Genomic DNA, 18,798 nt, shown 5'->3' on the forward strand with positions numbered 1-18,798 from the left:
TGCCGAGCTTATGCCGCGATCTGGCTCGTAGACCGTTCGTGGATGGTCGCACCGGTTTGAGCGTCAACTGCGACCAGGCTGACCTCGTAGCCCCAGAGGCTGCGGACATGGCGCAGCGTCGCGTCACGGCTGGCCCCTTCGAGCACAACACCATCCTTTACCCTGTGTTGCAGTCGCAACTGCCGGTCGCCGAGCAGGTCGACATCAATCACCTGGATGTCCGGCCGATTCGCTCCAAGGTCGTAACCGTGGGCTAGCTCGGCCCGTATCTTGTGATAGCCACGTTCGTTGTGGATCGAGGCGACTTCGAAATGCGGTTGGTCGGCTCCATCGCCAAGCACGAAGAACCGCCATTTTCGGATCAAGCTCGGGCTGAGGTACTGGCGGATAAAGGATTCGTCGCGGTGGTTGGCCCAGGCCTCAAGCAGGACCTCGCGCCAGTTGTCATGTCCTGCAATGTCCGGGAACCAGTCGCGGTCCTCCGCCGTCGGCTCGGTCGAAATGCGCTGTATGTCCTGCATCATGTCGAGGCCGAGGGCATAGGGATTGATGCCGGAAAACCGGGGATCGTCAAAGGCCGGCTGGAAGATCACGTTCGAATGGTTGCGCAGGATTTCGAGCATGGCACCTTCGCCGATCCGGCCGCGATCGAATAGCATGTTCATGAGCGTATAATGCACGAAGGTGGCGCAGCCTTCATTCATGACTTGAGTCTGTCGCTGCGGGTAGAAATATTGCGCGATGACGCGGACGATCCTGATGATCTCGCGCTGCCAGGGTTCCAGGATCAGGCTGTTCTTCTCGAGGAAATAAAGGAGGTTTTCCTCGGGAAGGTTGAGCGATCTCTTGCGCTCCGCCATCCCTTGATCCTCATTGCCGGACTTGTTTTTGTTCTGCGACGGCGGCAGCGTGCGCCACAGATCGTTGTAGGAGCGCTCTTCGTATTCGAGGCGCTCGCGAAGCCCTTCGCGCTGTCGCTCCGACGAGAGCTTTGGCGGCCGGTGGTAGCGGAACACCCCTTGTTCCATCAGCGCATGGGCGGAATCGAGAATGGCCTCCACTGCCGCAAGGCCGTGCCGCTCCTCGCACCGGGCGATGTAGCCCTTGGCGAAGTCCAGATAACCCAGGATTGCCCCGGCGTCGGTCCATTGCTGAAACAGATGATTGTTCTTGAAGAAATGATTGTGGCCAAGCGCCGCGTGGGCCGTCACAAGGGCCTGCAACGCCATGGTGTTTTCCTCCATGAGGTAGACGATGCAGGGATTGGAGTTGATGACCAGTTCATAGGCCAGCCCCCGACCACCCTTACGGTAAAGAAGCTCCTGGTGAAGGAAATGTTTGCCGAACGACCAATGCCGATACATCAGTGGCATGCCGATAGATGAGTAGGCGTCGAGCATCTGCTGGGAGGAGATTATCTCCATCTGGACCGGGTAAGTATCGAGATGCAACTCGTCGACCGCGATCGCCTCGATCTCTTCAAAAGCCCGCGATAATTTCTCGAAATTCCAGTCGGAACCGGAAAACAACAAATTCGTTTCGTTGGCTCGCCTGACCATCTCTCTCTCTCAAGCGCTCTTGATGGCCACCGGCTGCCTGGCGAAGAGCCGGTGGAAGACCGGGTAAATATCCGCGGGAGCAGCGATGCGGCTCATCTGGAAGTTGGGCCATTTCAGCTCGATCGTACTGTAGGCGCGCCAAAGCGACGTCCCGTTTTCGGTAGCACCGAATATGTGGCTCTCGCGTTCGTCGATGATCTCGACATAGGCAAAATACTGGCACAGGCGCATGAGCTTGCCGTTCATGAGCTCTATGCATCGCTCGGAATCGGTGGTGAAATTGTCCCCGTCAGAGGCCTGCGCGGCGTAAATGTTCCACTCGCTGGCAGGATAGCGCTGGCCGATAATGCGGTGCATTTCGTCGAGCGCGGTGGAGACGATCGTACCGCCGCTCTGCGTGTTGTAGAAGAACGTGTCCTCATCCACTTCGTGCGCCTCATGGGTATGGCGGATGAAGACGATCTCCGTGCGTTCGTAGCGCCGTTTCAAGAACAGGTGCAGCAGCACGAAGAAGCGTTTGGCCAAGTCCTTTTCGCGTTGGCCCATCGATCCGGACACGTCCATAAGGCAGAACATGACGGCATTGGCATTCGGCACCGGCCGGGCGTCGAAGCGGTTGAATCGGATATCGACCGGATCGACAAAGGCAATTCGCCTGCGCCGTCGCTCCAGCCGGTCAAGCTCGTCGCGTAATTCCGCGATGCGCTGGCGCACCGCCGCGCCGGCCGGGGCCGACTCAAGCGTGACGATTTCCCGGAGGATCGCCTCCAGTTCCTGCTGCGTGGGGCGCCTCAGCGCAATGCGCCGGCCTAGGCTGTTGCGCATGGTGCGGCCGGCATTGATGTTGGTCGGGGAACCGGTTGCCGCGAAGCCGGCCCGGCGCGGCTTGAAGGCAAGGATTTCCTTGAGATTGAGCTTAACCAGGTCGGGCAGTTCGAGATCCTCAAAAAAGAGTTCGAGCACCTCCTCGCGTGACAGCACGAAACGAAAATCGTCTTCCGACGCCGTGTTTCCTGGCGACGACGCCGCGCCGCCCCCATGCGGCTTCGGGAGCAGGTCTCCAGGGGAAAAATGCCTGTTGCCCGGGAGGATGTGTCGGCGCCGTCCGCTGGCCCTGTCATCGTTGAAGCTCGGCTCGGCCGTTTTCCTTTCAGGCATGGGCACGGCGTGCTCGGTATCCACGTCGGCGATCCTGCCAGTGCGGATTTGATCGCGAATGCTCCGCTTCAACTCCTCGCGAGCACGCCTGAGGAAGCGCTGTCGATTGCCAAGGCTCTTGTCCTTGGGGTTCAGGCGACGGTCGATGAAGATCGGCATGGAACCATCCGGCTCTGTCAACCCGCCTTGTTCACCCGCATGTACCAGTCCACCAGCCGGCGTACCTGCCGTTCTGTGTAGCCACGCTCGATCATGCGCTGTACGAATTCGTTATGGCGCTTTTCCGTAACGCTGTCTTGCTTGGAGCCGAAGCTGATCACCGGCAAGAGGTCCTCGACCTGTCCGAACATCCGCTTCTCGATGACCTCGCGCAGTTTTTCATAGCTGGTCCATGACGGGTTGCGGCCGTGGTTTCTTGCGCGAGCGCGCAGAGTGAACTTCACCACCTCGTTACGGAAGTCCTTGGGATTGGCGATGCCTGCCGGTTTCTCGACCTGCGAAAGTTCGTTGTCCAGGATCTCCCGGTTGAGGATCTGGCCGGTGTCGGGGTCCTTGTAGTCCTGGTCCTCAATCCAGGCATCCGCATAGGCGATGTAGCGGTCGAAGAGGTTCTGGCCGTATTCGCTATAGGACTCCAGATAGGCCTTCTGGATTTCGTGGCCGATGAACTCGGCGTAGCGCGCCGCAAGCTCCGACTTGATGAATTCAAGATAGGCCGCTTCCGTTTCCTTCGGGAACTGCTCCCGCTTGATCGCCTCCTCCAGAATGTACATCAGATGCACAGGATCGGCGGCCACCTCCTCATTATCGAAGTTGAATGTCTGCGAAAGGATCTTAAAGGCAAAGCGCGTGCTGACGCCCGTCATGCCTTCATCGACGCCGGCGGCGTCGCGATATTCTTGGACCGACTTTGCCCTGGGATCGACTTCCTTCAGATTTTCGCCGTCATAGGCGCGCATCTTGGTGTAGAGCGGCGAGTTGTCGTGCTCGGCTAAGCGCGTCGAAACTGCAAAGCGGCTGAGGATGTCCAAAACTTCAGGGGCACAGGGGCTGGCGGCCAACTCGCTCTCACGCAGCAATTTCTCATAGATCTGCCTCTCTTCGGTGATCCGCAGGCAATAGGGTACCTTGACCACCAGGATGCGATCGAGAAACGCCTCGTTGTTCTTGTTGCTCTTGAACTGTTGCCATTCCGACTCGTTGGAATGGGCGACGATGATCCCCTGGTAGGGAAAGGCGCCGAAATTTTCAGTGCCGTTGTAGCTGCCTTCCTGTGTCGCGGTCAGCAGCGGATGCAGAACCTTGATGGGTGCCTTGAACATCTCGACGAATTCAAGCAGACCTTGCGTGGTCCGGTTCAGGCCACCGCTATAGGAATAGGCATCGGGGTCGGACTGGCTAAAATTTTCCAATTGCCTGATGTCGACCTTGCCGACCAGGGCCGAGACATCCTGATTGTTCTCATCGCCAGGTTCGGTCTTGGCAATGCCGATCTGGCGCAGCCGCGACGGCATCAGCTTGACGACGCTGAATTTGGAAATGTCGCCAGACAATTCGTCGAGGCGCTTGGCCGCCCATGGCGAAATCAATCCGTTCAGCCGGCGCCGGGCTATGCCGTATTTATCCTCTAGCAGATCACCCATGTGATCGGGATGGAACAGCCCAAGCGGCGACTCGAAAACCGGGCTGATCTGGTTGCCGACCTTCAGCGTGTAGATCGGGCGCTGCTCCATCAGTTTCTTCAGGCGCTCGGCCAGAGAGGATTTGCCGCCGCCGACCGGGCCGAGGAGATAGAGGATCTGCTTGCGTTCTTCGAGCCCCTGCGAGGCATAGCGGAAATATCCAGCTATGCGCTCGATCGTATCCTCCATTCCATAGAAGTCAGAAAAATGAGGGTAGATCTTGAGGGTCCGATTCGCGAAAATGCGGCCGAGGCGCTCGTCTTTGCTGGTGTCAACCAGTTTTGGTTCGCCGATTGCGTCGACCATCCTTTCGGGCGCCGAAGCGTACATCGATTTGTCTTCCCGACAGGCAAGAAGATACTGTTGGATGCTGACCTCTTCGTCCGCCGCATTGGCATAAATTTCCGAAAAAAGATCGAAGACGTCGGATTGGGTTGCACGCATGATGTTCTGCCCTCGGAGCCGATCTGGATTCCAATCGCCTCATCACCTTCAACTGTCGGAAAGCATTGTTGGTTCCCTTCACATGAAGGAGAGTGGCTGCAATCCGGGTAGAAGGCTTGGGAGGAAACATTCGGAGTGGCTGGAATGGTGGGTTGCCCGGTGCTGCGGAGTTGATGGGCGGCGTTGTCGCCGGCCAGCTATCTCGATGGACACAAGCATCCGCCGACCTTCATCGCCTATTCGCGCGCCGAAGGCCGCGACGACCAATCGAAGGCTTTGCCAAACGCCTGCGCGCCACCGGCACTGAAGTGACGCTGTTCGACGGCAACGCCTACACGCATATGTCGATCAATCACGACTTCGGCGAGGACGGCGACGCGTTGACCGCCGCGATGCTGGCCATTCCTGAATGGACCGTCGGTTGATCCCGGATCCCCGCGAGGCGTCCTGGATCAGACCAAAAGCCCCGGCGGGACATTGCCGACCCGGCGCCTACAGGTGCAATTGTTCCTGAATTGTCGATTGGGAAAGAAAATCATGAATGGCGCCGATCTGCTGTGCGACGTGCTCCTGGCCAATGACGTCGCGGTCTGCTTCGCCAATCCTGGCACATCCGAAATGCATTTCGTTGCCGCACTGGACCGCAAACCTCAGATGCGCTGCGTGCTCGGCCTGTTCGAGGGCGTGGTGACCGGCGCCGCCGACGGCTATGCGCGCATGACCGACCGCCCGGCAGCAACGTTGCTGCATACCGGACCGGGTCTCGCCAACGGTTTGGCCAACATGCACAACGCAAGGCGTGCGCGCAGCCCGATGATCAACATTGTCGGCGACCATGCTTCTTACCATCTGCCGCTCGATGCCCCGCTGACCAGCGACATAGAAGGCCTGGCGTCGCCGATGTCGAACTGGGTTGGCCGCGTCAAGGGGCCGGCCGATATTGTGCCGGCCGCAGAGGCGGCTTTCCGCGCCTCACTCACGCCGCCTGGCGTCACGACGCTGATCCTGCCTGCGGATGCCGCCTGGGGCGAAGTTGCTGCGATTTCACCTGGCAAGGTGGAGCTGGAGCCGCCGCCCGCCGTCGACATGGCTGTTGTGCGCACGATCGCCGAAGCAATCCGCGCCGCGCCGGGCCGTGTCGGCATGGTGGTGCGTGGGCAGGCGGCGCGCGCCGATGGACTTGAAATCGCAGGGAGAATCTCATCGGGAAGCGATGTCAGGCTGTTCAGTGAGGTTCTGATCGCCCGCATGCAGCGCGGCCGCGGGCGGTTCGCCCCGACCCGCATTCCCTATCCGGTCGATGCGGCGACGGCCACGCTCCGGGATATCGATTTGCTGGTGCTGGTCGGCGCCAAGGAGCCGGTTGCCTTCTTCGCTTATCCCGGCAAGCCCGGGCGGCTGGTTCGGGACGATTGCAAGGTGCTTTCGCTGGCGGCGCATGGCCAGGATCTGAAAGCGGCGCTGGAGGCGCTGGCCGACGAGCTCGGCATCAAGCCGACGCAGCAATTCGCCGCCGCAACCGCCTTTCCAGACGAACCGACGCTGAGCGGCAGACTGACGGACGATGCCATCGCGCTGTCGGTGGCGCGCAAACTTCCGGCCAATGCCATCGTCTGCGACGAAGCAGTCACCTCGGCGAGACGGTTCTTCACGCTATCCGCCTTTGCGGCGCCGCACGACTACATGATGGGTACGGGCGGATCGATCGGCGGCGGCATTCCCATGGCTACCGGCGCGGCGATCGCCTGCCCGGACCGCAAGGTGATCAATCTCGAAGCCGACGGCAGTGGCATGTACACGGTGCAGGGACTGTGGACCCAGGCCAGGGAAAAGCTTGACGTCGTGACCATCATCTTTTCCAACCGGACCTACGCCATCCTGCATGGCGAAATGAAGAATGTCGGGGTCAATGAGATCGGCGAGAACGCCAGGCGCATGCTCGATCTCGACCATCCGGCGCTGGACTGGGTTGCGCTGGCCAAAGGCATGGGCGTCGAGGCGGCCCGCGCCGACACGTGCGAGCGGTTCGACGCGCTGCTCGACAGTGCCCTGTCGCGTCCGGGACCGTTTCTCATCGAAGCGGTGATCTGAGGCGGAGAGACTTACCAACGGGTCTTTTCGCCGGGTGCAGCCGGTTCGATTGCCAGCGCATGGACGCCGGCTTGCAGCTCCGCTGCCAGCAATTCGTTGACGGCGCGGTGGCGGTCGATGCGGCTCATGCCGGCAAAGACGGATGAGACGATGCGGACGCGAAAATGCGTCTCGCCAGTGCCGTCATAGGCAGCGTGATGGTCGGAGCCGTGGTGGTGATGACCGGCATGGAGATGGCTTTCATTGACGATCGCCAGGCGCTCCGGCGAAAACGCCTTGTTCAGCTTGTCTTCCATAGTCGCCTGTATGGACATCGCCATCTCCCTTCACCATATCTGCAAGGCGTGATCGGGAAATCGGGATCGATCCCGCCGGGCCGCCTCAAAAAATCGCCATTTCGCCCTGCTTTATGCCGCGATTCAGCGGTTAGGGCGATGATCGCGAAAATGTCAATTCTTGTTTCGCACGTGCGAACAGCCCATAAATGGGTGAGATGAAACCGTACCCCAAATATTTCGAGAAAATTCGGGTCCGTCCCGACAAGGATGCGGAGCTGAAGTCGCACTCGCCGATCTGCCAGTGGGACGGCTGCAAGGAGGCCGGTACCCACCGGGCGCCGGTCGGACGCATGAAGGAAGGCGAGTATTTTCAGTTCTGCTTCGATCATGTGCGCGAATACAACAAGGGTTTCAACTACTTCTCCGGCGTGCCGGACACCGAGATAGCCCGCTTCCAGAAGGAAGCGATGACCGGCCACCGGCCGACATGGAAGATGGGCGTCGCCGGCGCCTCGACGCGCTCCTCGCCCGATTTCGCCCAGCAGCGTTCCGGTCGCGCCGGCTATTACAACCGCATGCGCGATCCTTTCGACCTGTTCAAAGGGCCGAAGGACCCGCGCGAGGCGCGCGAACGCAAGGCCAAGCCGCTTGAGGCCAAGGCGCTGGAAACGCTTGGCCTTGATACAAAGGCGACTGGCAAGGACATCAAGGCGCGCTATAAGGAACTTGTGAAGCGCCACCATCCGGATGCGAATGGCGGCGATAGAGGTTCGGAAGACCGGTTCCGCGATGTGCTGCAGGCCTATCGCGTGCTCAAGCAGGCGGGTTTGTGCTGAGCAACCTAACGGTTCGTGTCGTTTTCCAACTTTCATAAGGGTGGAAAAGGCTCTAAGACCGCCCCCGGACAAAATCGATTGCCGGCGAAATCAGGCATTTCGCCAGTGGAGACTTGGATAGAGATGAACAAGGTCGATCGCGACATCGCCAATTTGCCCGACACGACGGTGTCGGTGAAAGACAAATTCGGCTTCGAGTCCAAGATGGTGGTGCCGGCCTATTCGGTGACCTCGGAACATGTGCCGGACATCGATCCGGACTATCTGTTCGACAAGGCGACGACGCTGGCGATCCTTGCCGGCTTTGCCTACAATCGCCGCGTCATGGTGTCTGGCTATCACGGCACCGGCAAATCGACCCATATCGAACAGGTCGCCGCCCGCCTTAACTGGCCCTGCGTGCGCGTCAACCTCGACAGCCACGTCAGCCGTATCGACCTCGTCGGCAAGGACGCCATCGTCGTCAAGGATGGCCTGCAGATCACCGAATTCCGCGACGGCATCCTGCCCTGGGCCTACCAGCACAATGTCGCGCTCTGCTTCGACGAGTACGATGCAGGCCGTCCGGACGTGATGTTCGTCATCCAGCGCGTGCTGGAATCGTCGGGCCGCCTGACGCTGCTCGACCAGAGCCGGGTCATCCGCCCGCATCCGGCGTTCCGGCTGTTTTCGACCGCCAACACGGTCGGCCTCGGCGACACTACCGGCCTCTATCACGGCACGCAGCAGATCAACCAGGCGCAGATGGATCGCTGGTCGATCGTCACCACGCTGAACTACCTGCCGCACGACAATGAGGTGAACATAGTGCTGGCCAAGGCCAAGCACTATCGCGACGGCAAGGGCAAGGACATCGTCAACAAGATGGTGCGCGTCGCCGACATGACGCGTTCGGCCTTCATCAATGGCGATCTGTCGACCGTGATGAGCCCGCGTACCGTCATCACCTGGGCCGAAAATGCCGAGATCTTCGGCAATATCGGCATGGCGTTCCGGCTGACCTTCCTCAACAAGTGCGACGAGCTGGAGCGTTCGGTGGTGGCCGAGTTCTACCAGCGCGCCTTCGGCGAGGATTTGCCCGAGAGCGCCGCCAACGTGGTGCTGGGGTAAGCTGAGCCTTGATGGCGGGTCCGGGCGACAACACGCGCAACAAGTCGAAGACGGGGTCTGAAGCCGACAGCTTCAAGCGTGCCGTCACCGTCTGCATGCGCGCCATCGCCGGCGACAAGGAGCTCGAAGTCGGTTTCGCCAAGGACCGCCCGGCGCTCGCCGGCAGCCGCGCCCGACTGCCCGAACTGCCGAAGAAAGCGTCCAAGACAGACATCGCGATTACTCGTGGCCTGGGCGATTCCATGGCGCTGAAGCGCGCCTGCCACGATCAGCGCATCCACACCAAACTGGCGCCGGAAGGCAAGCTGGCGCGCTCGATCTATGACGCCGTGGAACAGGCCCGCGTCGAGGCGATCGGCAGCCGCGCCATGCAGGGCGTCGCCGACAATATCGGCTCGATGCTGGAGGACAAATACGCCAAGGCCAACCTTGTCGACGTCAAGGACAAGGCCGACGCGCCGATCGAGGAGGCGCTGGCGCTTATGGTGCGCGAAAAGCTGACCGGACGGCCGATCCCGAAGAGCGGCGAACGGCTGGTCGACCTCTGGCGGCCCTGGGTCGAGGAAAAAGCCAAGGCCGATCTCGACGGACTGTCGGCCAAGCTTGGCGACCAGCAGGCCTTTGCCCGCGTCGTGCGCGAGATGCTTGCGTCCATGGAGATGGCCGAGGAACTCGGCGACGACCAGGAAACCGAAGACTCCGAGGACAATGACGACAACCAGCCGCAAGGCGAGGAGCAGAGCGAGGAGGGCGGCGAAGAGGATTCCGGCTCCGAGCAGTCGCAGTCAGAGGATGCCGAGGCCTCCGCCGACGACGAACAGTCGTCGGAGACTGAGGCCTCCGACGCCACTGCCGACGATCTTTCCGACGATGACGATGCGGACGCCGAAACGCCGGGCGAGGCGCGCCGTAACGACAACCCCTTCGCCAACCTGCCGAAAGAGATTGACTACAAGGTTTTCACCACCGCCTTCGACGAGACGGTCGGTGCGGAAGATCTGTGCGAGGAGGAAGAACTCGACCGGCTGCGCGCCTTCCTCGACAAGCAGTTGGCCAATCTCTCCGGCGTCGTCGGCCGGCTCGCCAACCGGCTGCAGCGCCGCCTGATGGCGCAGCAGAACCGTTCCTGGGATTTCGACCTCGAAGAGGGTTATCTCGATCCGGCACGCCTGGTTCGTGTCGTCATCGACCCGATGCAGCCCTTGTCGTTCAAGCAGGAGCGCGACACCAAATTCCGCGACACGGTGGTGACGCTGGTGCTCGACAATTCGGGCTCGATGCGCGGTCGGCCGATCACGGTTGCCGCCACCTGTGCCGACATTCTGGCGCGCACGCTGGAGCGCTGCGGCGTCTCGGTCGAGATCCTCGGCTTCACCACGCGGGCGTGGAAGGGCGGACAGGCTCGCGAGAAGTGGCTGAAGGACGGCAAGCCGCCGAACCCCGGCCGGCTCAACGATCTGCGCCACATCATCTACAAATCCGCCGATCATCCGTGGCGTCGCGCCCGGCGCAATCTCGGCCTGATGATGCGCGAGGGCCTGCTCAAGGAAAACATCGACGGCGAGGCGTTGTTATGGGCGCACAACCGGCTGATCGCCCGGCCCGAACAGCGCAAGATCCTGATGATGATCTCGGACGGCGCGCCGGTGGACGATTCGACGCTGTCGGTCAATCCTGGCAACTATCTCGAGCGGCATCTGCGCGCCGTCATCGAGCTGATCGAGACGCGCTCGCCGGTCGAGCTGCTGGCCATCGGCATCGGCCACGACGTTACCCGCTATTACAGGCGCGCCGTCACCATCGTCGATGCCGAGGAACTGGCCGGCGCCATGACCGAGCAGCTGGCCTCGCTGTTTGCCGAGGAAAACGTGCGCGATACACGCCGCGGCGGCTACCGGCGCGCTGGATGATATTTTTGAGCGGCGGGTTTCGGCAGATGCTCTTCGCGGTCACTGCCTTGTTCGGCATGGCGTTTGCGCCGGCCATCGCCGCCGGCCCAAGCGCGGTCGAGCCGGTCGAAGTCTCGGCGCGGCCGATCACCACCTTCAATATCGGCAGCGCCGACAAGCAGTTTGGGCTGCTGGAATTCGTCGGCGGTCTTGAGATGAACTCGACGACGCGCGATTTCGGCGCGCTGTCGGCATTTCGGTTCGTCAAACCCGGCAGCGATTTCATCGGCGTCGCCGATACGGGCTTCTGGTTCTTCGGCTCGATCACCCATGATGCCGACAAGCGGCCGTCCGGCATCCAGAATTTCCGCATGCAGCAGATGGTCGATGAGAAGGGCCGGCCGATCGACAAGAAATGGGAAGTCGATGCCGAGGGCCTTGCAGTCAACGACGGCATTGCCACCGTCGGCTTCGAGCGCGATCACCGCGTCGCCCAGTTCAAGATCGACCCCAGCAACATGACTGCGCCGTTCAAGCAACTGAACTTCCTGGTTCCAGCCCGGGAACTGCGGCAGAACCGCGGTTTCGAGACCGTCACCCACGCCAATCCTAACGGCCAGCACGAGGGCGGCCTCGTCGTGGTCTCGGAAAAGAGCTTGGACAAGGTTGGCAACATCTATGCCGCCATCATCGAAGGGCCGCACAAGGGCGTCTTCACGGTCAAGCGCAACGGCGATTTCGACATCACTGACGGCGCCTTCCTGCCGGATGGCGACCTGCTGCTTTTGGAGCGCAGTTTCTCGATGGCCGGCGGTGTCAGGATGCGGCTAAGGCGCATCTATGGCGAAAGCGTCGAGAAGGGCGCGGTTGCTGACGGGCCGGTGCTGATGGAAGCCGACATGGGCTACCAGATCGACAATATGGAAGGACTCGACGTCTGGACCCGCGATGACGGAGCGCTGATGGTGTCGCTGATCTCTGACGACAACCACTCGATCCTGCAGCGCAACCTCTATCTGGAATTCATCCTGCACCAGGATTGAGAGCCCTAAGGCTTGGTGGCGATCCAGATGACGTGGCGCGCGCCGCGCTTGCCATTGGCGCGCGTCTTCACCTCGTCCACGACAAAGCCCGCCTGCTTGAGCCTAAGTGTGAAGCCGGCATCGGGGCCTTGCGACCAAACAGCCAGCACGCCCCCGGGCCTGAGCGCTGCACGCGCCGCGCCGAGGCCGGCAGCGCCATAGAGGGCGTCGTTGCCCTTGTAGACGATGCCTTCGGGGCCATTGTCGACATCGAGCAGGATGGCGTCCCAGGCTGCCTTGTCGGATCTTATGATGTGCCCGACGTCGGCTTCGCGAACCGTCACACGGGGATCGTCGAGACAGCCGGCGAAGACCGCCTCCATGGGGCCGCGCGCCCAGGCGATGACGGCGGGGACAAGCTCGGCAACGGTGATGCCTGCGTCGGCGCCCAATTGGGCAAGCGCAGCGCGCAGCGTAAAACCCATGCCGAGGCCGCCGATCAGGATTTTCGGTTGGGCGCGGCCGCCGATCTTTTCACAGGAGAGCTTGGCCAGCGCTTCTTCGGAGCCGCTGAGGCGGCTGTTCATCAGCTCATTGGTGCCGAGCATGATCGAGAATTCGCTGCCGCGCTGCTTGAGGCGCAGTTCCTGTCCGCCGTCAGGCGTTTTGGCCGAGCCGAGCTGGACCCAAGGGATCACGGCCTAGACAGCCACGGCCGGCTGGCTCCAGTAGGCGGCGAGCAGCCGGTAGGGGATCAGGGCCACAACAGCGATGATCAGCTTCACCGAAAGGTCGCCCAGCGCCCAGGAGACCCAGCGCATGGTCTCGACCGGCAGCACGCCCATCAGCGGCGCCGTCTCCAGCGCAAAACTGTCGTTCGGGCCGGCAAAAGCGAAGGCGGCCGAAAAGGCGATGCTGAAGAACACCAGGGTGTCGAACACCGAGCCGACCAGCGTGCCGACGATCGGCGCGCGCCACCAGCTCTGCCGGCGCAACCGGTTGAACACGGTGACGTCGAGCAATTGCGCGCAAAGGAAGGCCGCGCCGGAAGCTGCGGCGATGCGCACCAGCCGGTCGGCTGATGTCTCGAACTCGATCAGGCCGTGGCGAAACAGGAAGGGCGGGACGAGAATCGAGCAGACCACCGCGGTCATGAAGCCGACAAAGACGATGCGGCGCGCCACCGTCGGGCCGTAGCGGCGGTTGGCAAGGTCGGTGACCAGGAAGGAGAAGGGATAGGTGAAGGCGCCCCAGGTCAGGATGTCGGCCAGCGACAGACCGCCGGCCTGACCCTGCATCGGGAACTGCACGAGGATGTTCGATACCACGACGACAAGCGCCATGGCGGCCACAAAGGGCAGATATCGCGAGAAGGAAGTCATTTTTTTATCCTGGGTAATGGAACCAGCCAGGCGCTAGCCGAAATCCGGATCGCGCTGCCTTGCAAGTTTTGAGCATCGGATTGCTCCGATGCTGCTGCCTTAGAAGTTTTGAGCATCGGATTGCTCCGATGCTCAGGGCGGTCGTCCCCCGCCTTGATATCGTTAAGCGGCGGGCTGGTCGGCCAGCTTCTTGGCGATCTGCTTCTTCAGCAGCCGCGCGCGCTGCGACAATTCCTTGGCGTCGGCCTTGGCCAGGAAGGCGTCGAGGCCGCCGCGATGCTCGACCGAACGCAGCGCGTTGGCCGAAATGCGCAGGCGCACATTCTGGTTCAGCGCTTCCGAAATCAGCGTCACATTGACGAGGTTCGGCAGGAAGCGGCGCTTGGTCTTGTTGTTGGCGTGGCTCACATTGTTGCCGGTCTGGACTGCCTTGGCAGTGAGTTCGCAGGTGCGGGACATGGTTCTAACCTTCAGTTCTGTCTAGCCTGCCAAACCTTGTTCGCCCGCGCCGGGTGGCGCGCGGTTTCAGTCAGGCGGCCTTATGGAAAAGTTGGCGTTCCATAGTTGCATTTCGCCAATGCGTCAAGCTCCGGCTTGCCCACGACTGTGACGAGCGTTTCACATAAAGGCCGGAATTCAGCCTATAAGCGGTCGGACAGGGACATCTCAAGCCGGAGTCGCCCGCCTCCGGTTAAAAAAATCAAGGACCGAGCCCGCCATGCTTCGCCCGTCACATGCCGTTGTCGCCATACTTATCGCCGCCTTGCCAACATCAACCCTTGCCGCCGCGCCCGCAGCCACCGCACAGTCCTTCAAGGGCGAATACACGGTGTCGTTCCTCGGCCTTTCCGTGGCCAAGGCGACATTTTCCAGCCACTACGAAGGCGATAGCTATTCCATAGACGGCACCGTCTCCAGCGCGGGTCTCGCCACCTTGTTCGACGACACGAGCGGCACGATCTCGTCAAAGGGCAAGATTCTGGGCAAGCAGATGCAGCCGCAGGTATTTCGCGCCGATTATAAGTCCGGTAAGAAGGCTTCCATGGTCGATATCCGCTTTGCCAATGGCGCGGTGACCGCCACCCAGGTCATTCCCGAACCGAAAAAGCGCAATCCCAAAAACTGGATACCGCTGGGCAGCAACGATCTGGCATCTGTGCTCGATCCCATGGCGGCTACCGTTATCCATGCCGACAGCCTCGACCAGGTCTGCGGGCGCAAGGTGAAATTCTATGACGGCGAGATGCGCGCCGACCTGACGCTGACCTACGCCTCGAAAGGATCGATCTCGGTCAAGGGCTACAAGGGCGACACCGTTACCTGCAAGATGAGCTTCGAGCCGGTGGCAGGCTACCGCAAGGGCCGCAAGGCGCTGAATTACCTGAAGAAGAAGAGCCAGATGATGGTGACGTTTGCACCGCTCGGCCAAACCGGCATATATGCGCCGATCCACGCCACGGTCGGGACGCAGATCGGCACCTTGACTGTCAGCGCGGGGCGGTTCGAAGCTACTGAATAGACGCGCCCACCCGAATAGAAATGGGGCGAGTCGCCGGAGACGGGCATGGGGCGCGCAACACTGATCGGTTTCTCGGCGGTCGCCATGTGGGCGCTGCTGGCGTTGCTCACCGATGCGTCGGGCGCCGTGCCGCCATTCTTGCTCTCGGCCATCACCTTCACCATCGGCACCGCGGTCGGGCTGGTTGCCCGGCTGTTCATGCCGGCGACCGATAAAAGCCTGAAGATCCCACGCCAGGTCTGGGTGATCGGCATTGCCGGACTGTTCGGCTACCATTTCTTCTATTTCACCGCGCTGCGCAACGCGCCGGCGGTGGAGGCAAGCCTGATCGCCTATCTGTGGCCGCTGCTGATCGTGCTGGGATCAGCGCTGATGCCGGGCGAGAAGCTGGCCTGGAACCATGTCGTCGGCGCGCTGCTCGGGCTCGCCGGGACCGTGCTGATCGTCACCAAGGGTGGCGGCCTCGCCTTCGATGCTCGCTACACCTTCGGCTATGCGATGGCGGCCGTCTGTGCGCTGCTGTGGTCGTCCTATTCGCTGCTGTCGCGGCGCTTTCCGGCGGTGCCGACCTCAATCGTCACCTGGTTCTGCGCCGCCACGGCAGCCCTGTCCCTCATCTGCCATCTTCTGCTGGAAAAGACGGTGCTGCCCGATGGCCCCGGCCAGTGGCTGGCGGTGGTTGGTTTGGGGTTGATGCCGGTGGGTGCCGCCTTCTACGCCTGGGATATCGGCGTCAAACGAGGCAACATCCAGGTGCTCGGCGCGGCAAGCTATGCGGCGCCACTGCTGTCGACACTGGTGCTGATCGCGGCGGGCGTTGCCGAGCCGTCGCTGCGTATCCTGGCTGCCTGCGTGTTGATCACGGGTGGGGCGGCGCTGGCGGCGAAATCGTTGTTCCTGCGCAAGGCGGCAACTGGCGGGGCAAGCGCATGACGATGCCGTTTGCCGGCGGCATCGACGCCAACGCAAATGCAACATTGATTTTTTCGCTGGTGGCGGCAGTGATCTACGCCTTCACCCTGGATATGCGGCCGACGCTGGCCCGCTCGGCGGCAAAGACGCTGGCCGTGGCCATGCTTGCGGCGCTGGCCTTCATGCAAGGTGGGCCGCTGTTGCTCGTCTCTGCGCTGGCGCTCAGCGCCGTCGGCGATGCCTTCCTGTCGCGTGACGGCGAAAAGGCCTTCCTCGGCGGGCTGGCCAGCTTCCTTGCGGCGCATGTCCTCTATGTGCCGCTCTTCCTGCGCGGCGGCGGCGGGCTGGATGTGCTCAGCACCGAGACATGGCGCGGCGCCATCGCGCTTGCCATGGCGGCCTTCGCAGTCGTCATTGCTGGCGGCGCTCTGGCGCCGTGTCAGTCCCGGCCTGCGGGTGCCGATCGCCATCTATATCGCGGCCATTCTAGCGATGGGCATCTCGGCGTTGACGCTCGCCAATCCGTGGGTCATCGGCGGCGCTGTTATGTTCATGGCATCGGACGGGCTGCTTGCCGCGGAGAAATTCCTGGTTCCGGCAATAGCACCCTATCGCGCCGGCATCCGTTATGCGGTCTGGGTGCTCTACTATGCCGCCCAGCTCTGCATAACTCTTGGTTTTCTTCTGGCCTAAGGCTGCCAGCCCGGCTCGGCCATTTCAAACGCGGCGAAGTCGAAGCCCGGCGCCACGGTGCAGCCGACCAACGTCCATTCGCCGAGGCTGCGCGCCGATTGCCACCAGCCGGCCGGCACGACGATCTGCGGCCGCTCGCCCGCCGCAAGCTCAATGCCGAGCACCTGCTCGATCACCTGGTTAAGCATTGGACTACCTTCCTCGCACATCGACAGCGCCAGCGGCGCTCCGGCATGGAAGTGCCAGACCTCGGCCGCGTCCTTGACCCGGTGCCAGGCCGAAATCTGGTCCTGTTCAAGGAGGAAATAGATCGCCGTCGAATGGCCGCGCCCGGCGCCGTCGCGAAAGGTCTCGGCATACCAGCCGCCTTCCGGATGTGGCTTGAGGCCGAGCGTGGCGATGATTTCAGCGGCGCTGGTCATGGCTGATCCCGGAATGATGCTCAGAAATTGTCCTTGCGCTTGCGGATTTCCGCGAACACTTCGGCGTCGGAGGCCGCCTCCATACCGAGATGCTTGCGGATCGCCGGGTCGTGCCAGCGCAGGAACGGATTGGTCGACAATTCCTCGCCGATCGTGGTCGGCAGCGTCGCCTTGTTGTCGGCGCGCAGGGTCTCGATCTTGGCGGCGCGTTCTTTCAGCGCCGAATTGGTCGGGTCGACGGTCAACGCAAAGCGGGCGTTCGAAAGCGTATACTCATGGCCGCAATAGATGACCGTGTCGGCCGGGAGTGCGGCGAGCTTCTTCAGCGACTCATACATCACCGGCGGCTTGCATTCGAACAGCCGGCCGCAGCCGAGCGCGAACAAAGTGTCGGCGGTGAACGCCACTTTCGAGGCCGGAAAATGATAGGAGACATGGCCCGCAGTGTGGCCGGGCGTGGCGATGACATCGATCCGCTCACCGCCGAGATGGACGACCGAGCCTTGCCCGACGGTCTCGTCGATGCCGGGGATCTTTTCCTTTTCCGCCTCCGGTCCGACGATGCGCAGCTTGAAGCGCTCCTTCAGCGCCAGATTGGCCTCGACATGGTCGACATGGTGGTGGGTGGTCAGGATCATCGTCGGCTTCCAGCCGGTACGCTCGATAGCGGCAATGATCGGCGCTTCTTCGGGTGCGTCGATAATGGCGGTCTCGCCGCTTTTCGGGTCATGCACCAGCACGCCGAAATTGTCGCTGCGGCACATGAACTGTTCGATTTCGACGGGCATTGGCATCTCTCCATCTGTTGGCGCAGACATAGGGCGCTTGGCCGCTGATGTCATCTAGCTTTGCAGAACGTGCCGGCTTTGTTGAACTTGGGCGGCATCGCAGCTACCGTCCCGCGCATGCATTCCGATATCGTCGATCTCCGCTCCTTCTATTCGACCACGCTCGGCCGCCTGGCTGAACGCTCGATCACCATGGCGCTGTCCTCAATATGGGCAACAGTGCCCAATGAGCGGCTGGTCGGGCTCGGCTATACCTTGCCGTGGCTGGAGCGGTTCGGCACCGATGCCGAGCGGGTGTTTGCCTTCATGCCTGCTACGCAAGGCGCCGTCGTCTGGCCGGCGAACGGGCCGACGGCTACGGCGCTGGTCTTCGACGAGGAATTGCCGCTGGTCGATTCCTGCATCGACCGCATGCTGCTCGTGCATTCGCTTGAACATGTCGAAAACCCGCGCGAGACGCTGAACGAGATCTGGCGGGTGCTGTCGCCGGCAGGGCGCGTCGTCATCGTCGTGCCCAACCGGCGCGGTGTCTGGGCGCGGTTCGAGCACACGCCGTTCGGCAATGGCCGGCCGTTCTCGCGCGGCCAGCTGACAGAATTGCTGCGCGAGGCGAATTTCACACCGGCTTCCTGGTCCGACGCGCTGTTCTTCCCGCCATCGCCGCGGCGCTTCATGATGCGGTTCCACAATGTGCTGGAGCGCGCCGGCCGGCGGTTCTGGCCGATCTTTTCCGGCGTCATCGTGGTCGAGGCGCAGAAGCGGCTCTATCAGGGCGTGCCGGTCGCGCAGCGCGCCTCGCGCCGTGTCTTCGTGCCGGTACTGTCACCGCACGGTGCGACGCGGCTTGGCCGCCGGGCGGAAGGGGTGACATCGACGACGCGTCAGGTGACACCTTCGTGATCATCATGAAAACTGGTGTTGCGTGGGTTTTTCCCACCTATCTGTCGCAGATGCATTCGCGGTCCGTTTGAGCGGCGGATGCCTTCAAGTCTCTCCATCTGGTTCAGCAACGC

The 18,798-nt window shown here is 61.9% G+C and carries 18 protein-coding genes and 1 pseudogene; 10 read left to right on the forward strand and 9 right to left on the reverse strand.

The window, feature by feature from the left end; all coding sequences use genetic code 11:
* Window positions 1–8: 8 nt before the first annotated feature.
* The 3 genes from NKI88_RS28450 to NKI88_RS28460 are packed head-to-tail and all read right to left on the reverse strand — an operon-like array spanning window position 9 to window position 4,843.
* Window positions 9–1,559 (reverse strand): SpoVR family protein, encoded by a 1,551-nt coding sequence (locus NKI88_RS28450; RefSeq protein WP_352658751.1) that lies wholly within the window; start codon window positions 1,557–1,559, stop codon window positions 9–11.
* Window positions 1,560–1,568: 9 nt separating this feature from the next.
* Complete coding sequence (locus NKI88_RS28455; protein WP_023685368.1) at window positions 1,569–2,876, reverse strand: YeaH/YhbH family protein; 1,308 nt, start codon at window positions 2,874–2,876, stop codon at window positions 1,569–1,571.
* A 17-nt stretch (window positions 2,877–2,893) separates the two neighbouring features.
* On the reverse strand, window positions 2,894–4,843 hold the full coding sequence (locus NKI88_RS28460; protein WP_023686732.1) for a PrkA family serine protein kinase: 1,950 nt from the start codon (window positions 4,841–4,843) through the stop codon (window positions 2,894–2,896).
* A 173-nt stretch (window positions 4,844–5,016) separates the two neighbouring features.
* Between NKI88_RS28460 and NKI88_RS28465 the strand changes: the two genes are divergently transcribed.
* Window positions 5,017–5,268: a hypothetical protein gene (locus NKI88_RS28465; protein WP_352443956.1), complete on the forward strand. Its 252-nt coding sequence runs from the start codon at window positions 5,017–5,019 to the stop codon at window positions 5,266–5,268.
* Window positions 5,269–5,380: 112 nt separating this feature from the next.
* Window positions 5,381–6,934, forward strand: coding sequence for an acetolactate synthase large subunit (locus NKI88_RS28470; RefSeq protein ID WP_352658754.1), 1,554 nt, complete (start codon window positions 5,381–5,383; stop codon window positions 6,932–6,934).
* Between the two features lie 11 nt (window positions 6,935–6,945).
* On the opposite strand, the gene NKI88_RS28475 is transcribed toward NKI88_RS28470, so the two are convergent.
* Window positions 6,946–7,248, reverse strand: a complete 303-nt coding sequence (locus NKI88_RS28475; RefSeq protein WP_023711704.1) for a BolA family protein — start codon at window positions 7,246–7,248, stop codon at window positions 6,946–6,948.
* A gap of 170 nt (window positions 7,249–7,418) precedes the next feature.
* Between NKI88_RS28475 and NKI88_RS28480 the strand changes: the two genes are divergently transcribed.
* From NKI88_RS28480 to NKI88_RS28495, 4 genes are all read left to right on the forward strand, one after another.
* Entirely contained in the window at window positions 7,419–8,048 is a 630-nt protein-coding gene (locus tag NKI88_RS28480) for a J domain-containing protein (RefSeq protein WP_032887126.1), read from the forward strand.
* Between the two features lie 123 nt (window positions 8,049–8,171).
* On the forward strand, window positions 8,172–9,158 hold the full coding sequence (gene cobS, locus NKI88_RS28485) for a cobaltochelatase subunit CobS (protein ID WP_023670677.1): 987 nt from the start codon (window positions 8,172–8,174) through the stop codon (window positions 9,156–9,158).
* 11 nt (window positions 9,159–9,169) lie between these two features.
* On the forward strand, window positions 9,170–11,068 hold the full coding sequence (cobT, locus tag NKI88_RS28490) for a cobaltochelatase subunit CobT (RefSeq protein ID WP_023699107.1): 1,899 nt from the start codon (window positions 9,170–9,172) through the stop codon (window positions 11,066–11,068).
* Window positions 11,065–12,090 carry an esterase-like activity of phytase family protein gene (locus tag NKI88_RS28495; RefSeq protein ID WP_352658756.1) on the forward strand — a complete coding sequence of 342 codons (1,026 nt, stop codon included), beginning with the start codon at window positions 11,065–11,067 and terminating at the stop codon, window positions 12,088–12,090. Before cobT ends, NKI88_RS28495 begins: the two co-directional genes overlap by 4 nt.
* A gap of 5 nt (window positions 12,091–12,095) precedes the next feature.
* On the opposite strand, the gene NKI88_RS28500 is transcribed toward NKI88_RS28495, so the two are convergent.
* The 3 genes from NKI88_RS28500 to rpmB all read right to left on the reverse strand — a co-directional run bounded on the left by NKI88_RS28500 (window position 12,096) and on the right by rpmB (window position 13,910).
* Window positions 12,096–12,767 (reverse strand): polyamine aminopropyltransferase, encoded by a 672-nt coding sequence (locus NKI88_RS28500; protein ID WP_023711706.1) that lies wholly within the window; start codon window positions 12,765–12,767, stop codon window positions 12,096–12,098.
* Window positions 12,768–12,770: 3 nt separating this feature from the next.
* Window positions 12,771–13,451 (reverse strand): queuosine precursor transporter, encoded by a 681-nt coding sequence (locus NKI88_RS28505; RefSeq protein WP_352658758.1) that lies wholly within the window; start codon window positions 13,449–13,451, stop codon window positions 12,771–12,773.
* 162 nt (window positions 13,452–13,613) lie between these two features.
* Window positions 13,614–13,910: a 50S ribosomal protein L28 gene (gene rpmB / locus NKI88_RS28510; protein WP_023670682.1), complete on the reverse strand. Its 297-nt coding sequence runs from the start codon at window positions 13,908–13,910 to the stop codon at window positions 13,614–13,616.
* Between the two features lie 259 nt (window positions 13,911–14,169).
* Between rpmB and NKI88_RS28515 the strand changes: the two genes are divergently transcribed.
* From NKI88_RS28515 to NKI88_RS28525, 3 genes and pseudogenes are all read left to right on the forward strand, one after another.
* Window positions 14,170–14,970, forward strand: a complete 801-nt coding sequence (locus NKI88_RS28515) for a DUF3108 domain-containing protein (protein WP_352658760.1) — start codon at window positions 14,170–14,172, stop codon at window positions 14,968–14,970.
* Window positions 14,971–15,015: 45 nt separating this feature from the next.
* Window positions 15,016–15,903 (forward strand): aromatic amino acid exporter YddG, encoded by an 888-nt coding sequence (gene yddG, locus NKI88_RS28520; RefSeq protein WP_023670684.1) that lies wholly within the window; start codon window positions 15,016–15,018, stop codon window positions 15,901–15,903.
* Window positions 15,900–16,575: pseudogene (locus tag NKI88_RS28525) on the forward strand (lysoplasmalogenase family protein). Before yddG ends, NKI88_RS28525 begins: the two are co-directional and overlap by 4 nt.
* Here NKI88_RS28525 and NKI88_RS28530 read toward each other — a convergent pair.
* The gene (locus NKI88_RS28530) at window positions 16,572–16,997 is read right to left on the reverse strand and encodes a cupin domain-containing protein (protein ID WP_023706325.1); all 426 of its coding nucleotides are present in this window, start codon (window positions 16,995–16,997) and stop codon (window positions 16,572–16,574) included. The pseudogene NKI88_RS28525 and the gene NKI88_RS28530 sit on opposite strands and share 4 nt — an antisense overlap.
* A gap of 20 nt (window positions 16,998–17,017) precedes the next feature.
* Complete coding sequence (gene gloB / locus NKI88_RS28535) at window positions 17,018–17,785, reverse strand: hydroxyacylglutathione hydrolase (protein ID WP_023706326.1); 768 nt, start codon at window positions 17,783–17,785, stop codon at window positions 17,018–17,020.
* A 117-nt stretch (window positions 17,786–17,902) separates the two neighbouring features.
* Here gloB and NKI88_RS28540 point away from each other — a divergent pair, with 117 nt between their 5' ends.
* On the forward strand, window positions 17,903–18,685 hold the full coding sequence (locus tag NKI88_RS28540) for a class I SAM-dependent methyltransferase (protein ID WP_023670688.1): 783 nt from the start codon (window positions 17,903–17,905) through the stop codon (window positions 18,683–18,685).
* Window positions 18,686–18,798: the final 113 nt, after the last annotated feature.

The sequence above is a fragment of the Mesorhizobium sp. M0317 genome, from assembly GCF_040321555.1.
Lineage (GTDB): Bacteria > Pseudomonadota > Alphaproteobacteria > Rhizobiales > Rhizobiaceae > Mesorhizobium.